General features: G+C 73.2%; 12 protein-coding genes and 1 pseudogene. 3 read left to right on the top strand and 10 right to left on the bottom strand.

The features are described 5' to 3' along the window. Nucleotides 1–20 precede the first annotated feature (20 nt). Complete coding sequence (locus tag ACZ573_RS23085; protein WP_471307040.1) at nucleotides 21–839, top strand: DUF3097 domain-containing protein; 819 nt, start codon at nucleotides 21–23, stop codon at nucleotides 837–839. Between the two features lie 73 nt (nucleotides 840–912). On the opposite strand, the gene hemW is transcribed toward ACZ573_RS23085, so the two are convergent. The 3 genes from hemW to lepA all read right to left on the bottom strand — a co-directional run bounded on the left by hemW (nucleotide 913) and on the right by lepA (nucleotide 6321). Next, complete coding sequence (gene hemW / locus ACZ573_RS23080; protein ID WP_471307038.1) at nucleotides 913–2145, bottom strand: radical SAM family heme chaperone HemW; 1233 nt, start codon at nucleotides 2143–2145, stop codon at nucleotides 913–915. A gap of 183 nt (nucleotides 2146–2328) precedes the next feature. Then, on the bottom strand, nucleotides 2329–4221 hold the full coding sequence (locus ACZ573_RS23075) for an AMP-dependent synthetase/ligase (RefSeq protein ID WP_471307036.1): 1893 nt from the start codon (nucleotides 4219–4221) through the stop codon (nucleotides 2329–2331). Between the two features lie 234 nt (nucleotides 4222–4455). After that, nucleotides 4456–6321, bottom strand: coding sequence for a translation elongation factor 4 (gene lepA / locus ACZ573_RS23070; protein ID WP_471307034.1), 1866 nt, complete (start codon nucleotides 6319–6321; stop codon nucleotides 4456–4458). A gap of 255 nt (nucleotides 6322–6576) precedes the next feature. On the opposite strand from lepA, the gene rpsT reads away from it, so the two are divergent. Further along, complete coding sequence (gene rpsT / locus ACZ573_RS23065; RefSeq protein ID WP_030384651.1) at nucleotides 6577–6843, top strand: 30S ribosomal protein S20; 267 nt, start codon at nucleotides 6577–6579, stop codon at nucleotides 6841–6843. Between the two features lie 195 nt (nucleotides 6844–7038). On the opposite strand, the gene ACZ573_RS23060 is transcribed toward rpsT, so the two are convergent. Both ACZ573_RS23060 and holA read right to left on the bottom strand, forming a co-directional pair. Further along, nucleotides 7039–7434, bottom strand: a complete 396-nt coding sequence (locus tag ACZ573_RS23060; protein ID WP_471307032.1) for a hypothetical protein — start codon at nucleotides 7432–7434, stop codon at nucleotides 7039–7041. Between the two features lie 13 nt (nucleotides 7435–7447). After that, the gene (gene holA / locus ACZ573_RS23055; protein ID WP_314244843.1) at nucleotides 7448–8440 is read right to left on the bottom strand and encodes a DNA polymerase III subunit delta; all 993 of its coding nucleotides are present in this window, start codon (nucleotides 8438–8440) and stop codon (nucleotides 7448–7450) included. A gap of 61 nt (nucleotides 8441–8501) precedes the next feature. Between holA and ACZ573_RS23050 the strand changes: the two genes are divergently transcribed. After that, nucleotides 8502–8744, top strand: a complete 243-nt coding sequence (locus ACZ573_RS23050; RefSeq protein WP_351149550.1) for a hypothetical protein — start codon at nucleotides 8502–8504, stop codon at nucleotides 8742–8744. Between the two features lie 11 nt (nucleotides 8745–8755). Here the strand turns inward: ACZ573_RS23050 and ACZ573_RS23045 are convergent, their stop codons facing one another. The 5 genes and pseudogenes from ACZ573_RS23045 to ACZ573_RS23025 form a co-directional block, all read right to left on the bottom strand. Beyond that, complete coding sequence (locus ACZ573_RS23045) at nucleotides 8756–9637, bottom strand: YceI family protein (protein ID WP_301371224.1); 882 nt, start codon at nucleotides 9635–9637, stop codon at nucleotides 8756–8758. Between the two features lie 136 nt (nucleotides 9638–9773). Next, nucleotides 9774–11999 (bottom strand): annotated as a pseudogene (locus tag ACZ573_RS23040) (ComEC/Rec2 family competence protein); the annotation flags it as partial. A gap of 146 nt (nucleotides 12000–12145) precedes the next feature. Further along, entirely contained in the window at nucleotides 12146–12823 is a 678-nt protein-coding gene (locus ACZ573_RS23035) for a ComEA family DNA-binding protein (protein ID WP_471307029.1), read from the bottom strand. Between the two features lie 449 nt (nucleotides 12824–13272). Further along, nucleotides 13273–14118, bottom strand: a complete 846-nt coding sequence (locus ACZ573_RS23030; RefSeq protein ID WP_471307027.1) for a DegV family protein — start codon at nucleotides 14116–14118, stop codon at nucleotides 13273–13275. A 156-nt stretch (nucleotides 14119–14274) separates the two neighbouring features. Then, nucleotides 14275–15054: a hypothetical protein gene (locus ACZ573_RS23025; RefSeq protein ID WP_471307026.1), complete on the bottom strand. Its 780-nt coding sequence runs from the start codon at nucleotides 15052–15054 to the stop codon at nucleotides 14275–14277. Between the last annotated feature and the right edge of the window lie 18 nt (nucleotides 15055–15072).

The raw sequence follows: 15072 nt of genomic DNA, 5'->3' as shown, positions 1-15072 counted from the left end.
GCTCTCCTACTGTCGGCCGGATGCGCGAGTACTCCCCCGACCTGACCCCGCAGTGGAAGCGACCCAAGGCCGTGCCTGAGGTGGCGGCGGACCTGGACCTGGTGGTCGAGGTGGCCGGTACGGACTTCTGCGGCGCGGTGGTGGCCTGCGAGGCGGGCACGGTGACCCTGGAGGACCGCTTCGGCAAGCGGCGGGTGTTCCCGATGGAGCCGCGCGGGTTCCTGCTGGACGGCGACGTGGTCACCCTGGTCCGCCCCGCCCGCAGGCCCTCCGGGCCGCTCCTGACGGCCTCGGGCTCGCTGGCGGTGCCCGGGGCGCGGGCGCGGGTGGCGCGGGCCGGCCGGATCTACGTCGAGGGCCGGCACGACGCGGAGCTGGTGGAGCGGGTCTGGGGTGACGATCTGCGGATCGAGGGCGTGGTGGTGGAGTACCTGGAGGGCATCGACGACCTCCCGGCCGTCGTCGCCGACTTCGCCCCGGCGCCGGACGCCCGCCTCGGCGTCCTGGTCGACCACCTCGTCCCGGGGTCAAAGGAGTCCCGTATCGCGGCGTCGGTGACCTCGCCGGACGTCCTGATCGTGGGCCACCCGTACGTGGACGTCTGGCAGGCGGTGAAGCCGTCCGCGCTGGGCATCTCCGCGTGGCCGGTGATCCCGCCCGGCCAGGACTGGAAGACCGGCGTCTGCCGGGCCCTGGGCTGGCCGGAGAACACGGGCGCCGCCTGGCAGCACATCCTGTCCCGGGTCACCTCGTACCGCGACCTGGAACCCACCCTCCTGGGCTCGGTGGAACACCTCATCGACCACGTCACAGCCCCACCCAGCCCCGCCGGCGCTTGAGGCGGTCTTTCAGCCCCGCCGGCGTTCGAGGCGCCGGGGCCGGGGGCGGCGCCCCCGGCAACGGCGCCGCAGGCTAGTCCACCAGGTCCCGGACCACGGCGTCGGCCAGCAACCGCCCCCGCAGGGTCAGTACGGCCCGCCCGCCCTCGTACGGGCCAGGGGCCAGCAGACCGTCCGCCAGGGCCTTGCGGGAGGCGGCGAGCCCGGCCGGGGCCAGCAGCGACAACGGCACCCCGTCCACCAGCCGGAGCTCCAGCAGGATCCGCTCCACCCGCCGGTCCTCCCCGGAGAGGAGCTCGCGCCCCGCGCCCGGGGAACGGCCCTCCGCCAGCGCCGCGGCGTACGCGCCCGGGTGCTTCACGTTCCACCACCGCACCCCGCCCACGTGCGAGTGCGCACCCGGCCCCGCGCCCCACCAGTCGGCGCCGCGCCAGTACAGCTCGTTGTGCAGGCAGCGGCCGGCCTCCGAGGTGGCCCAGTTGGAGACCTCGTACCAGGAGTACCCGGCCTCGGCCATGACCGAGTCCGCGATCAGGTACCGGTCGGCGTGGACGTCGTCGTCCGTCATCGGGACCTCGCCGCGGCGGATCCGCCGCGCCAGCTGCGTGCCCTCCTCGACGATCAGCGCGTAGGCGCTGATGTGGTCCGGCCCGGCGCCCAGCGCCGCCGAGAGGGTCGCCCGCCAGTCCTCGTCCGACTCCCCGGGCGTGCCGTAGATCAGGTCGAGGTTGACGTGCTCGAAGCCCGCGGCCCGCGCCTCCGCGACGCACGCCTCGGGGCGCCCCGGCGTGTGGGTGCGGTCGAGCACCTTCAGGACGTGCTGCTTGGCGCTCTGCATGCCGAAGGAGACCCGGTTGAAGCCCCCGGCGCGCAGCTCGGCCAGGTACTTCGGGTCCACCGACTCCGGATTGGCCTCCGTGGTGATCTCTGCGTCCTCGGCCAGGCCGAATTCGTCCCGGATCGCCGCGAGCATGCGTACGAGGTCGGCGGCGGGCAGCAGCGTGGGCGTGCCGCCGCCGACGAAGACGGTCCGGACCTCGCGCGGGTCGTCGCCGAGCACCTTGCGCGCCAGCCTGACCTCGTCGATCAGGGTGTCGGCGTAGTTCTCCCGGGAGGCGAGCACACCGCCGGTGCCCCGCAGCTCGGTGGCCGTGTAGGTGTTGAAGTCGCAGTACCCGCAGCGCGTGGCGCAGTAGGGGACGTGCAGGTAGAAACCGAGCGGCCGCTCCCCCGCGCCCGCCAGGGCATCGGACGGCAGCGCGCCGTCTTCGGGCATGGGTTCACCGTCGGGGAGTGCGGAAGGCATACCCCCATCATCCCGCACCGGAAAAGCCCCGCCGTCGACACATCCGGCCCCGCCGGCGTTCGAGGCGCGGGGTCCGGGGCGGAGCCCCGGGAGCCGGCACGCGGCCGACACCCGCGGCCGCCCGGGAACGGCGGGGTCCGCGGGGCGGTCCGCCGCCCCGCCCGGCCAGGCCCGCGGCAGGCGTTACGCCTCGCGGGACCCCTCGTACATCTCCTCGATCAGGTGCTTGAACTCACGCTCGACCACCGGTCGCTTCAGCTTCAGGCTGGGCGTGAGGTCGCCGTGCTCGACGTCGAGGTCGCGCGGCAGCAGCCGGAACTTCTTGACCGTCTGCCAGCGCTGCAGGCCCTCGTTCAGGGTCTGTACGTACGTCTCGATCAGGCGGTTGGTCTCCGGCGCCGCCAGGACCTCGCCGTACGTCTTGCCCTCCAGCCCGTTCTCGGCCGCCCAGGTCAGGATCGACGGCTCGTCGAGGGCGATCAGCGCCGAGCAGAAGTTACGGTCGGCGCCGTGCACGACGATCGTCGACACGTACGGGCAGATCGCCTTGAACTGGCCCTCGATCTCCGCCGGGGCGACGTACTTGCCGCCCGAGGTCTTGATCAGGTCCTTCTTGCGGTCGGTGATGCGCAGATAGCCGTCGGCAGACAGCTCGCCGATGTCGCCCGTGTGCAGCCAGCCGTCGGACTCCAGGACCTCGGCGGTCTTGTCCGGCTGCCGGTGGTAGCCCTGCATGATGCCGGGGCCGCGCAGCAGGACCTCGCCGTCGTCGGCGATGCGGACCTCGGTACCGGGGAGCGGCTTGCCGACGGTGCCGGTGCGGTAGGCCTCGCCCGGGTTGACGAAGGAGGCCGCGCTGGACTCGGTCAGGCCGTAGCCCTCCAGGATGTGGACGCCCGCGCCGGAGAAGAAGAAGCCGATCTCGGGGGCCAGGGCGGAGGCGCCGGAGACGGCGGCGCGCAGCTTCCCGCCGAAGGCCTCGCGGAGCTTGGAGTAGACGAGCGCGTCGGCGATCTTGTGCTTGGTGGTGAGGCCGAAGGGGGCGGTCGCCTGGCCGGTGCGGCGGAAGTTGTCCTGCGTGACCTTCGCGTACTCGCGGGCGACGCCGGCCGACCACTTGAAGATCTTGTACTTGGCTCCGCCGGCGGCGCGGGCCTTGGCGGCCACGCCGTTGTAGACCTTCTCGAAGATGCGCGGAACGGCGGCCATGTACGTCGGCTGCACGATCGGCAGGTTCTCGATGATCTTGTCGATCCGGCCGTCGACGGCGGTCACGTGCCCGGCCTCGATCTGCCCGGAGGTCAGCACCTTGCCGAAGACGTGGGCCAGCGGCAGCCAGAGGTACTGGACGTCCTCCTTGCCGATCAGCCCGGTGGCGACCATGGCCTTGGCCAGGTACGACCAGTTGTCGTGCAGCAGCCGGACACCCTTGGGGCGGCCGGTGGTGCCGGAGGTGTAGATGAGGGTGGCGAGCTGGTCGGAGGTGATGGCCCCTACCCGCTCCTTGACCGCCTCAGGGTGCTTGGCGAGGTACTCCTTGCCGCGTGCCTCCAGCTCGGCGAGCGAGAGCACCCAGCCCTCGGGGTCTCCTGCGGCGGCGACCGCGTCATCGGCGTCCAGGACCACGACGTGGGCGAGGTTCGGCAGGTCGGCGCGGCGCTCGCGCGCCTTCGCCAGCTGCTTGGCGTCCTCGGCGATGAGCACCCGGCTCTCGGAGTCCGAGAGGATGAACGCCGACTCGTCCGCATTCGTGCTGGGGTAGATCGTGGTGACGGCGCCGCCCGCGCACATCACGCCGAGGTCGGAGAGGATCCACTCGACCCGGGTGTTGGAGGCGAGCGCGACGCGCTCCTCCGTCCGGACACCGAGAGCGATCAGCCCGGCGGCGATGGCGAACACCCGCTCGGCCGCCTGGCCCCAGCTGAGTGATTTCCAGTCGTCGGCGCCGCCCTGGCCGCCGGCCGCCGGCACCGGGTACCGGTAGGCCTCGTCGTCGGGCGTCGCTGCGACGCGCTCAAGGAAGAGCACCGCCACGGTGGGCGGGCGGTTCTCGAGATAGGTCTGTGTGTCGCTCACGACATCCTCCGGACCGATCCACGCGGTAGTGCGTGGGCGTGGGGCGCTGGGGGCGCTGGGGACTGGCGGGTATGCAGCCGTTGACTTTTTAAACTGGCGAGTAACCATCGAGCAGTGATCAGACTAGAGCGCGACCGGCGCGTGCGTAAGGGCCCGCGAGCGGCCGCTTCATAACGAAACAGGCCCCCGCACCTGAGTGCGGGGGCCTGTCTGCGTCGGGTGACGGCGGGGCTGCTACTTCTTCTTGCCGCCGGACTCGTCGCTGGAGAGGACGGCGATGAAGGCCTCCTGCGGGACCTCCACGGAGCCGACCATCTTCATCCGCTTCTTGCCTTCCTTCTGCTTCTCCAGCAGCTTCCGCTTACGGGAGATGTCACCGCCGTAGCACTTGGCGAGGACGTCCTTGCGGATGGCGCGGATGGTCTCGCGGGCGATGACGCGGGAGCCGATCGCGGCCTGGATCGGCACCTCGAAGGCCTGCCGCGGGATGAGCTCGCGCAGCTTGGCGACGAGGCGCACGCCGTAGGCGTAGGCGGCGTCCTTGTGCGTGACGGCGGAGAAGGCGTCGACCTTGTCGCCGTGCAGCAGGATGTCGACCTTGACCAGGCTGCCGGACTGCTCGCCCGTGGGTTCGTAGTCCAGGGAGGCGTAGCCGCGCGTCTTGGACTTCAGCTGGTCGAAGAAGTCGAAGACGATCTCCGCGAGCGGCAGGGTGTAGCGGATCTCGACCCGGTCCTCGGAGAGGTAGTCCATGCCGAGGAGGGTGCCGCGGCGCTGCTGGCACAGCTCCATGATCGCGCCGATGAACTCGGTGGGCGCGAGCACGGTGGCCTTGACGACCGGCTCGAACACGTCCGAGATCTTGCCCTCGGGGAACTCGCTCGGGTTGGTGACGGTGACTTCCTTGCCGTCCTCCATGACCACCCGGTAGACCACGTTGGGCGCGGTGGCGATCAGGTCGAGGCCGAACTCGCGCTCCAGGCGCTCACGGACCACGTCCAGGTGGAGCAGGCCGAGGAAGCCGACGCGGAAGCCGAAGCCGAGCGCCGCCGAGGTCTCGGGCTCGTAGACGAGCGCGGCGTCGTTGAGCTGCAGCTTGTCCAGTGCCTCGCGCAGGTCCGGGTAGTCCGAGCCGTCGAGCGGGTAGAGGCCCGAGAAGACCATCGGCCGCGGGTCCTTGTAGCCGCCGAGGGCCTCGGTGGCGCCGTTGTGCAGGCTGGTGATGGTGTCACCGACCTTGGACTGACGGACGTCCTTCACGCCGGTGATGATGTAGCCCACCTCGCCGACGCCGATGCCGTCGGACGGGGTCATCTCCGGGGAGGAGACACCGATCTCCAGCAGCTCGTGGGTGGCGCCGGTGGACATCATCCGGATGCGCTCGCGCTTGTTCAGCTGCCCGTCGACCACACGGACGTACGTGACGACGCCCCGGTACGAGTCGTAGACGGAGTCGAAGATCATGGCGCGGGCCGGGGCGTCCTTGACGCCGACCGGGGCCGGGACCGTGGCGACGACCTTGTCGAGCAGCGCCTCGACACCGAGACCGGTCTTCGCCGAGACCCGGAGCATGTCCTCGGGCTGGCAGCCGATGAGGTTCGCGAGCTCCTCGGCGAACTTCTCCGGCTGGGCGGCCGGCAGGTCGATCTTGTTCAGGACGGGGACGATCGCGAGGTCGTTCTCCATCGCCAGGTACAGGTTGGCGAGGGTCTGTGCCTCGATGCCCTGGGCGGCGTCCACCAGGAGGACGGTGCCCTCGCACGCGGCGAGGGAGCGCGAGACCTCGTAGGTGAAGTCGACGTGCCCGGGGGTGTCGATCATGTTGAGGATGTGGGTGTTGCCCTGACCCTCGCCCGTGGTGGGTGCCCAGGGCAGCCGGACCGCCTGGGACTTGATCGTGATGCCGCGCTCACGCTCGATGTCCATGCGGTCGAGGTACTGGGCGCGCATCTGCCGCTGGTCGACCACACCGGTGATCTGAAGCATCCGGTCGGCAAGGGTCGACTTGCCGTGGTCGATGTGCGCGATGATGCAGAAGTTGCGGATCAGCGCCGAGTCGGTACGGCTCGGCTCGGGCACGTGGCTGGGGATCGCGGGCACGCAGTGTCCTGGTTCTCGGTCGCAGTCGGAAGCATTTGCGGAGCGTCGGTCGGAGCGAAAGTCCGGCTCCCGTCGCTGTCGGCGGCGCGATGTCGGATCTATACGCAGACTCCCATGGTCCCATGGACGGGGCAGTGCGCTCGGTTTGGGCCGCCCGTAGCGTGCCTGGTAGCCTGGGCAGCTGTGTCTCGTATGCCCTCTCAGCTGTCGGGACACAATCCGAAGATCAAACTCTGAACCTGAAAAGGCTCTTTCGTGGCGAACATCAAGTCCCAGATCAAGCGGAACAAGACGAACGAGAAGGCGCGCCTGCGCAACAAGGCCGTCAAGTCCTCGCTCAAGACCGCGATCCGCAAGGCCCGCGAGGCCGTCGTCGCCGGTGACGTCGAGAAGGCCACCGTGGCTTCTCGCGCTGCCGCGCGTGCGCTCGACAAGGCTGTCTCGAAGGGTGTCATCCACAAGAACGCCGCCGCCAACAAGAAGTCGGCGCTGGCCACCAAGGTTGCCTCCCTGCAGGGCTGAGCTCCCTGATGTGATCGCCGGAAGGGACCCAGTGGGCCCTCTCTCCCGCTCCTGACCGGCACCCCGCTCCGCACACGAAGCGTTCGCCACGCGGGTGCGGCGCAACCAGAAGTAACCGAAGGCCCCGGCCTCCACCCTTCCCCAGGGCGGTGGCCGGGGCCTTCGTGCTGCCCGAAGCGGGCCTCACCGGGCCGCTCAGGCGTAGAGGTGCTGGGGCGGTACGCGGTGCGGCAGCGGCCGGCGCCAGTCGCCCTCGCGGGCGACGAGCATCCGGCGGGCCAGGGTGCGCACCTCGTTCCAGGCGGCCGGCTCGGCGGTCAGTGACTCGGCCCACAGGCCGACGCGGCCGAAGACGTCGGCCTCGTCGAGGAGCCGGCCGATGGTCCGCAGGTCCCGCAGGGCCTCGGGTGCGAGGGCCTCCCGCTCCGCCATCCCCTCGGCCAGGTGGATGACGAAGCGGACGTCCTCGACGACGGGAACGCTCTTCACCCCGTGCTCACCGGCCCAGGTCAGCTGAGCCCCGGCAGCGGCGGCGAGGACGGCCACCAGCCTCGCGATCCAGCGCTCCCAGTAGTCGGCACCGTCATACATGCGGGGGTACGCGCTAACGGCGCTGGGGGCGGGCCGCGCGGGCCACCGCGACGACGGCCTTCTCCAGGGCGTACTCGGGGTCGTCGCCGCCGCCCTTGACCCCGGCATCGGCGGCGGCCACGGCGCGCAGGGCGTCCGAGACACCGTCCGCCGACCAGCCGCGCATCTGCTGGCGGACCCGGTCGATCTTCCACGGGGGCATGCCCAGGTCCCGGGCGAGGTCGCCGGGGCGGGCTCCGCGCGGGGCGGAGGCGAGCTTGCCGATCGCGCGGACCGCCTGGGCCAGGGCACTGGTGATCAGGACCGGCGCCACCCCGGTGGACAGGGACCAGCGCAGGGCCTCCAGGGCCTCGGCCGCCCGTCCCTCGACCGCCCGGTCGGCGACCGTGAAGCTGGATGCCTCGGCCCGGCCGGTGTAGTAGCGGGCGACGACGGCCTCGTCGATGGTCCCCTCGACGTCGGCGCACAGCTGCGCGGCGGCGCTCGCCAGCTCCCGCAGGTCGCTGCCGATCGCGTCGACCAGGCTCTGGCAGGCCTCCGGGGTCGCAGACCGGCCGAGCGTGCGGAATTCGCCGCGCACGAAGGACAGCCGGTCCGCGGCCTTCGTCATCTTCGGGCAGGCGATCTCCCGCGCGCCCGCCTTGCGCGCGGCGTCCAGCAGGCCCTTGCCCTTGACCCCGCCCGCGTGGAGGAGGACCAGGATGATCTCCTCGTAGGGCGCGGCGAGGTAGGCCTTGACCTCCTTGACCGAGTCCGCGGACAGGTCCTGCGCGTTGCGCACGACCAGCACCTTGCGCTCGGAGAAGAGCGAGGGGCTCGTCAGCTCGGCGAGCGTGCCGGGCTGGAGCTGCTCGGAGGCGAGGTCGCGGACGTCCGTGTCGGCGTCGGCGGCGCGGGCGGCCGTCACGACCTCGCGCACGGCACGGTCGAGCAGCAGCTCCTCCTGCCCCACCGCGAGGGTGAGCGGGGCAAGCGGATCGTCGGTGGAGTTCTTCCTGGTGGCCATCGGCTCCAGCATCCCACGCCGCACTGACAGCCCCCCGCCCCGCGTGCCCGAGAATGGTCGCGTGAATGTGCGACATGTACTCGTCCTGCCCGACCGCGACGCCGCCGAGGAGGTGGCCCAGGAGGCCGCCGACCGCTTCGGCCTCCCGGAGGAGCCGCAGTTGGTCCGCGACGCGCTGGCCGGCGAGGACGACGCCGAGGACGCCCAGTGGCTGGTGGTCGTCGAGGACCCGCAGGAACGGCTCGACACCACCTCGCTGGACGACCTCGCCGCCGAGTACGAGGGCTGGCTGGAAGCCCCGTAGGGGACCGCGCGTCAGGCCTTGCGCACGGCCTGGACGTCCAGCGTCACTTCCACGCTCGAACCGATGGCCGCGATCCCGTGCGCCAGCATCGACTGCCAGTTCAGGGTGAAGTCCTCGCGGTGCAGCTCGGCGGTGGCCCGGCAGGCTGCCCGGAGCTCGCCCTCCAGGCCCGTGCCCAGACCCAGGTACTGGGTGTCCAGGGTCACGGACCGGCTCACCCCGTGGAGGGTCAGCGCCCCGGCCACGGCCCAGCTGCTGCCGCTGCGGTGGATGAAACGCTCGCTGTAGAACTCCACCGTGGGGTGGCGGACCGCGTCCAGGAAGTCCCCCGACCTCAGGTGGTCGTCGCGCAGCCGCACCCCGGTGTCGATGCTCGCCGCATCGATGATCACGTGCATGGAGGAGTCCTCCATGCGCTCGGCTATCCGCACCGCCCCGGCGAACGTGGTGAACCGGCCGCGGATCCGGGCCAGCCCGATGTGGCGGGCCGTGAAGCCGATGGACGAGTGCGTCGGGTCGAGCTCCCAGTGGCCGGGCTGCGGCAGCAGCGGCGGCTCCACCGTGTCCAGGATGATCTCCGCGGTGCCGGGCTGCCCGGGGTCCCCGACGATCGTCACCCCGTGGAAGGGCGCGTACCCCTCCGCGGTCACGGAGAGCCGGTACTCCCCCTCCGGTACGGCGACGGCGAAGCCGCCGAACGGGTCGGTCTCGCCGCTGACGATGCGGCGGCCGATCGGGTCGGTCACCTCGAACGTGGCCTGCCGGACCGGCCGGTGGACCGTGTCGAGGACCCGGCAGCTGAGCAGACGCGCCGTCGGCGGGAGCGTCAGTGTCGCGGATGTGGAGGGGCTGGAACTTCCGGCCGTCTCCATCCCCCGTCGGCGACCGAACATGGCTGATGCACCCCCGTGCTGTGTGGACTTGGACCGTTCTGGCGAAGACGCATTCGATCATGCTGTCGGGTTGTGGGCAAACAGAGTGGTCGAGCCCGGTATGACCGCGCCGATTCCGCCGTCGGCTGGCCGGAAACGACCGTAGCCGAACTCCGCTTCCGGCGACGGCGATCGAGCCGTCCGTGTCGGTGCGCAGCACGGTCGCCCCCAGCTCCCGCAGCCGGGCGAGCGTACTGGGCGCGGGGTGTCCGTAGCGGTTGGCCACGCCGACGGGAACGAGCGCGAACCGTGGCCGGATCCGGGCGTACAGCTCCGGGTCCTGGTGCGCGGAACCGTGATGGGCGACCTTGAGGACGTCGACCGGCCCGAGGTCCGGATGGGCCCTCAAGAGGGCTTGCTGCGCGCGAGGTTCGAGGTCGCCGAGCAGGAGCAGGGTCAGCCCCGCGCCGCGCACCAGCAGGGCCACGCTCGCGTCGTTGGGCCCCTCGGGCGGCGGTCCGGCCGGCGGCGGCCAGAGCACCTGCCACTCGAACGCCCCGGCCCGGCGCCGCTCCCCCTGCACCGCCGTCACGACCGGCACACCGGCGGCCGCCGCGGTCCGGTGCACGAACTCGGCCTGCCCCGGCGGTTCTTCGAGCGAGGTGGCCTGGATCACCGCCACGGACCGGCCCCGCAGCACCCCCGACAGGCCTCCCACATGGTCGGCGTGAAAATGCGTCAGCAGGAGCAGCGGCACGCGGTGGACGCCCAGCGCGCGCAGGCAGTCGTCCACCGGTCCGGGCTCCGGGCCGGCGTCCACCACCAGGGCCTCCCCCGGGCCGACGGAGAGCACGGCGGCGTCCCCCTGCCCCACGGCGCACTGGACGTAGCTCCAGTCGGGCGGCGGCCAGCCGGAGAGCGTGCGGGTGAGCTGCGGCGGCCGCAGTACGGCCAGGAGCAGCAGCACCGCCAGGGCGGAGCAGAGCCACGCGCGCCCGCGGAACCGGCCACCGGCCACCACGACGACGGCCAGGGTGGCGGCGGCCAGCAGAACGCCCCCGGCGAGCCCGCCCGGCCACGACAGCTCCGCGCCCGGGAACCGGGCCCCGGCCCGGGCCACCCCCGCGATCCACCCCGCCGGCACCGCCGCGCACCGGGCGAGCAGCTCCGCGGCGGGCATCCACACCGGGGCCACCGCGAGCGCGGCGAAGCCGAGGACCGTCGCGGGACCGGCCGCCAGTTCGGCCAGCAGGTTGCACGGCACCGCCACCAGGCTGACCCGGGCGGCGAGCACGGCCACCACGGGCGCGCACACCGCCTGGGCGGCCGCCGCGGCCCCCAGCGCCTCGGAGAGCCGCGGTCCCGCCCCACGGCGCCGCAGGGCGTCGCTCCACCGGGGAGCGAGGGTGAGCAGCGCCCCGGTGGCCAGTACGGAGAGCAGGAAGCCGGGGCTGCGGGCCAGCCAGGGGTCATAAAGCACCAGCAGCAGCACGGCGGCACCCAGGGCCGGGATCAACGACCTGCGCCGTCCGGTGGCGATGGCCAGCAGGGTGACCGCCCCGCAGGCAGCGGCCCGCAGCACGCTCGGCTCGGGCCGGCACACCACCACGAAGGCCAGGGTCAGGGCCGCCCCGCACAGGGCGGTCACCCGCAGCGAGAGGCCGAGCCGGGGTGCCAGCCCGCGCCGTTCGGCCTGCTGCGCGCGGGCCGGGGGCCCGATGAGCAGGAACAGCACCACGGTGAGGTTGGACCCGGAGACGGCCAGCAGGTGCAGCAGGTCGGTGGCCCGGAAGGCCTCGTGCAGGTCGGACGGAACCCTGGAGGTGTCCCCGACGACGAGCCCCGGCAGCAGGGCCCTGGCATCCGGTGCGAGCCCCTCGGTGGCCTCGCGCAGCCCGGCTCGCAGCCGCCCCGCGAGCCGCTGGAGGGTGTCCGGGCCGCCGGTCACCCCGGGCGGGGTGTCACCGGCCGGCCTGAGCAGCGCCACGGCCCGCTCCCCACCTTGCGCCGGCGCCAGCCGGGCGACCACCACCACCCGGGTGGAAGGCTGCAGCCCGGCCCATCCCGGATGCCCGGCCAGCACCCGCACCGGGGTCTCGACCCGGGTACTCGTCCCGTCGGGCCCGGTCACCCGGTTCACCACCGCGTCCAGCACCACCACCGGCGGCCCGCTCGCGCTCCGGGCGGCCATCGGGTCGGAGCCGACGGTGAGCTCCGCGAGGACGCGGGCGTGCTCCTGCGCCAGCCCGGCCACCGGCCCGGCCCGCGCCTCGGCCCGCTGGAGCCCCGCCACCCCGGCCCCGGCCGACGCGCACAGCAGGGCCGCCGCCGCGGCCGGGGCGAGGCGCCACAGCGGCCCCGGACGCCGGCACGCGCCCAGCATCAACAGGCCCGCGCAGACCATCCCCAGGGCCACCCCGAGGGCGGTCCGGTGGACGGGCAGGTCCAGGGCGAGGGCGGCCGCCGCCCAGGCGGCCCCGGCGGGCACCGCGAGGCGGAGGTCCGGCGGGCCCGGACTCTCCGGGCGGTTCACGGCCGCACCAGCCTGCGCAGGTCGGCGAAGCGCCGCTCACCGATGCCGTCGACCTGGCGGAGCTCCTCCACCGAGCGGAAGCCGCCGCGGGCGGTACGGAAGTCGACGATGTGCTGCGCCAGTACCGGCCCGACCCCCGGCAGCCCGTCGAGCTGGGCGACCGTGGCCGAACCAAGACTCAGCGGGCCAGAGGCGGCACCAGGACCGGAGCCGGCACCGCCGCCCGGCCCGGCGGCCGGTGCCGGCTGCGCCGGGGCGCCGACGACCACCTGCTCGCCGTCCACCAGCACGCGGGCCCGGTTCAGCCCGGTCGTGTCGGTGCCCGGACGCACTCCCCCCGCGGCGGCCAGCGCGTCCTCCACCCGCGAACCCGCGGGCAGCCGCCGCACCCCGGGATCCCGGACCTTGCCGCTGACGTCGACGACGATCCGCGCGGCTCCACCGGCCCCGCCGGCCCCCGCTCCCGGGGCCGGAGCCCCCGCCGGTGCCATGGCCGCCGCCGGGACGGCCCCCGGGGCGACCACCGCGGGCACGGTCACCGCCCGCGGCCGGGCCGACCAGTACTGCTGCCCGGCGAACCCGACGGCGGCGAGCAGCACCACCCCGACGGCAGCCACCGCACGCGGCCGCACCTCGCAGCTGTCCTGCAGCCACAGCGGCAGCCGCTCCCGCACGGCCAGCCTCCGCGCAGCCCCTGGGGGCAGCCCGGACGCCCCGTCGGACGGTGCCCGGGCATCGGCCCCGTCCGGGGCCGCGGGCGGCGCCTGGAGTGCCCGGGGCGGCGGGGCCGGGGCAGGCGGCGGGCTGCTGCCGCCCAGCAAGGCTTCGGCCCGTCGGCGCACCGCGCCCGGCTCGGGGTGAGGAACCCGCCGGCCTCGACGCGCCGCACGGCGATGCCGGAGACGGCCGTCGGAGAGACGGCTGCCGGAGAGCCGGCTCTCGGAGAGCCGGCCGTCGGAGAGACGGGGGCGGCCCGGGCCACTGGTGGCGCCCGACGGATACGAAGCACGCGTTCGAAGAGTCATGCCACGACCGTAGAGGCCGATCCCGCCCCCGGTTCGGATCACTCAATTCCGGTGGAAAAAAGCCCCGTTGTGGATAACCGCGCCACCCGTTCCGGTGATCAGCGGGGCGAGACGACCGTCGCCAGCAGCCCCGGGCCGGTGTGCGCCCCGATCACCGCACCGACCTCGCTGACGTGCAGCTCGACCAGCCCTGGGATGCGCTCGCGGAGCCGCTCGGCGAGCTTCTCCGCCCGCTCCGGAGCCGCCAGGTGGTGCACCGCCACGTCGACGGCGGCGGACCCGGCGCGCTCGACGGCCAGCTCTTCCAGGCGGGCGATGGCCTTGGACGACGTACGGACCTTCTCCAGCATCTCGATCCGCCCGCCGTCCAGCGTCAGCAGGGGCTTCACCGCCAGGGCGGAGCCGAGGAGGGCCTGCGCGGCCCCGATCCGGCCGCCGCGGCGGAGGTAGTCGAGGGTGTCGACGTAGAAGTACGCGGCCATGTCCGCCGCACGCTTCTCGGCGGCCGCCACGGCCTCGTCCACGGACCCGCCCGCCTCGGCCACCTCGGCGGCGGCGAGCGCACAGAAGCCCAGAGCCATCGCGATCATGCCGGTGTCCACGACGCGCACCGGTACGGGTGCCGTCTTCGCGGCGAGCGCGGCGGCATCGTAGGTGCCGGACAGCTCGGCGGACAGGTGCAGGCTGACGATGCCGGTCGCCCCGGCGTCCGCGGCCGCCCGGTAGGCCCGGACGAACTCCTCCGGGCTGGGGCGCGAAGTGGTGACCGAGCGGCGCTTCTGCAGGGCCAGGGCCAGGCTGCGCGCCGAGATCTCGGTGCCTTCCTCGAGTGCCTCACCACCGAGCACCACGGTGAGCGGAACGGCGGTGATTCCGTGCCGCGCCATGGCCGGTCGAGGCAGGTAGGCCGTGGAATCGGTGACGATGGCGACATGGCGGGACATGAGCCGGAGGTTACCGCCCGTGGGGGCATGACGGCAGCCTGGCCCCACGACGCGACCGCCGACCGGGGCCCCGGGGCGGCGAGAGCCTACGGTACGAACCCGGTACGAGCCCCTACGCGTGCCCGTGCGCCCCGCCTCAGGTGGTGCTGCCCCGCCTCAGGTGGTGCTTTCCGGTCGACGTGCCTTCTGCCAGGGGTACTGCGGCGCCGGAGCGGCCGGATTCAGGGCCTGCGGCTGATCCGCGCCCCACGCCGGGCTCGCCGCCGCCGCAGGCCGCCCCGGAGCGTTCGCCGGGGCCTTGCCCGGAGCCTGCGCCGGACCTGCCGGAGCCCCGTCCGCCTGCGCAGCATCCCATGCCGCGGCCGCGGCCGCGAGGTCGTCCACCGGCTCCCGCTGCCAGTCCCGCAGCGCGTCGGACTCGACCTCGATCTGGGCCGACAGCGTGGACAGGTCGTCCTGCGCGAAGCGCTGGGCCCGGTCCCGCGCGGCCCACCGCAGCGAGTCCGCGGCCTGCTTGATCTTGGCCGTCCGCTCCCGCAGGTCCGGCAGGCGCTCCGCGATCCGCCCGCGGTCCGGGTCCTGCTCCAGCCGCTTCAGCTCGTCGTCGAGCTCGCGCCCGTGCGCGCTCAGCCGCTCGAACAGCGCGATCGACTCGTGCAGCGAGGCGTCCACCCGGACGCCGTCCCGCAGCGCCTGCTCCGTGGCGCGCATCGAGGTCCGCAGGTCGAGCCGCAGCTGCGCCAGCGCCCCCGTGACCCCCACCTGACCGAAGCTCTTGGCGCGCAGCGTGGTGTCCTCCACCGTCCGCCGCGCCTGCGTGATGGTCCGGTCCACACCGCGCTTGGTCGCCTGCACCACCTTGACGGTCGCGTACACGCCCAAGCCCAGGAAGGTGAAAAGCACCATCAGCGCGAAGATGATCAACGCGGCCTCCATGAGCATCCCTTCCCCAGT

The organism is Streptomyces sp. NPDC040545 (assembly GCF_055595065.1).
The sequence above is the reverse complement of the archived record's forward strand: the minus strand, read 5'-3'. Positions and strand labels throughout refer to the sequence as shown.

What these genes read in the sequence shown, in the direction of transcription:
- ACZ573_RS23085 (WP_471307040.1), top strand. Translation starts at nt 21, where the DNA reads ATGCGCGAGTACTCCCCCGACCTGACCCCGCAGTGGAAGCGACCCAAG.
- hemW (WP_471307038.1), bottom strand. Translation starts at nt 2,145, where the DNA reads ATGCCTTCCGCACTCCCCGACGGTGAACCCATGCCCGAAGACGGCGCG.
- ACZ573_RS23060 (WP_471307032.1), bottom strand. Translation starts at nt 7,434, where the DNA reads ATGTATGACGGTGCCGACTACTGGGAGCGCTGGATCGCGAGGCTGGTG.
- holA (WP_314244843.1), bottom strand. Translation starts at nt 8,440, where the DNA reads ATGGCCACCAGGAAGAACTCCACCGACGATCCGCTTGCCCCGCTCACC.
- ACZ573_RS23045 (WP_301371224.1), bottom strand. Translation starts at nt 9,637, where the DNA reads ATGTTCGGTCGCCGACGGGGGATGGAGACGGCCGGAAGTTCCAGCCCC.
- ACZ573_RS23030 (WP_471307027.1), bottom strand. Translation starts at nt 14,118, where the DNA reads ATGTCCCGCCATGTCGCCATCGTCACCGATTCCACGGCCTACCTGCCT.
- ACZ573_RS23025 (WP_471307026.1), bottom strand. Translation starts at nt 15,054, where the DNA reads ATGGAGGCCGCGTTGATCATCTTCGCGCTGATGGTGCTTTTCACCTTC.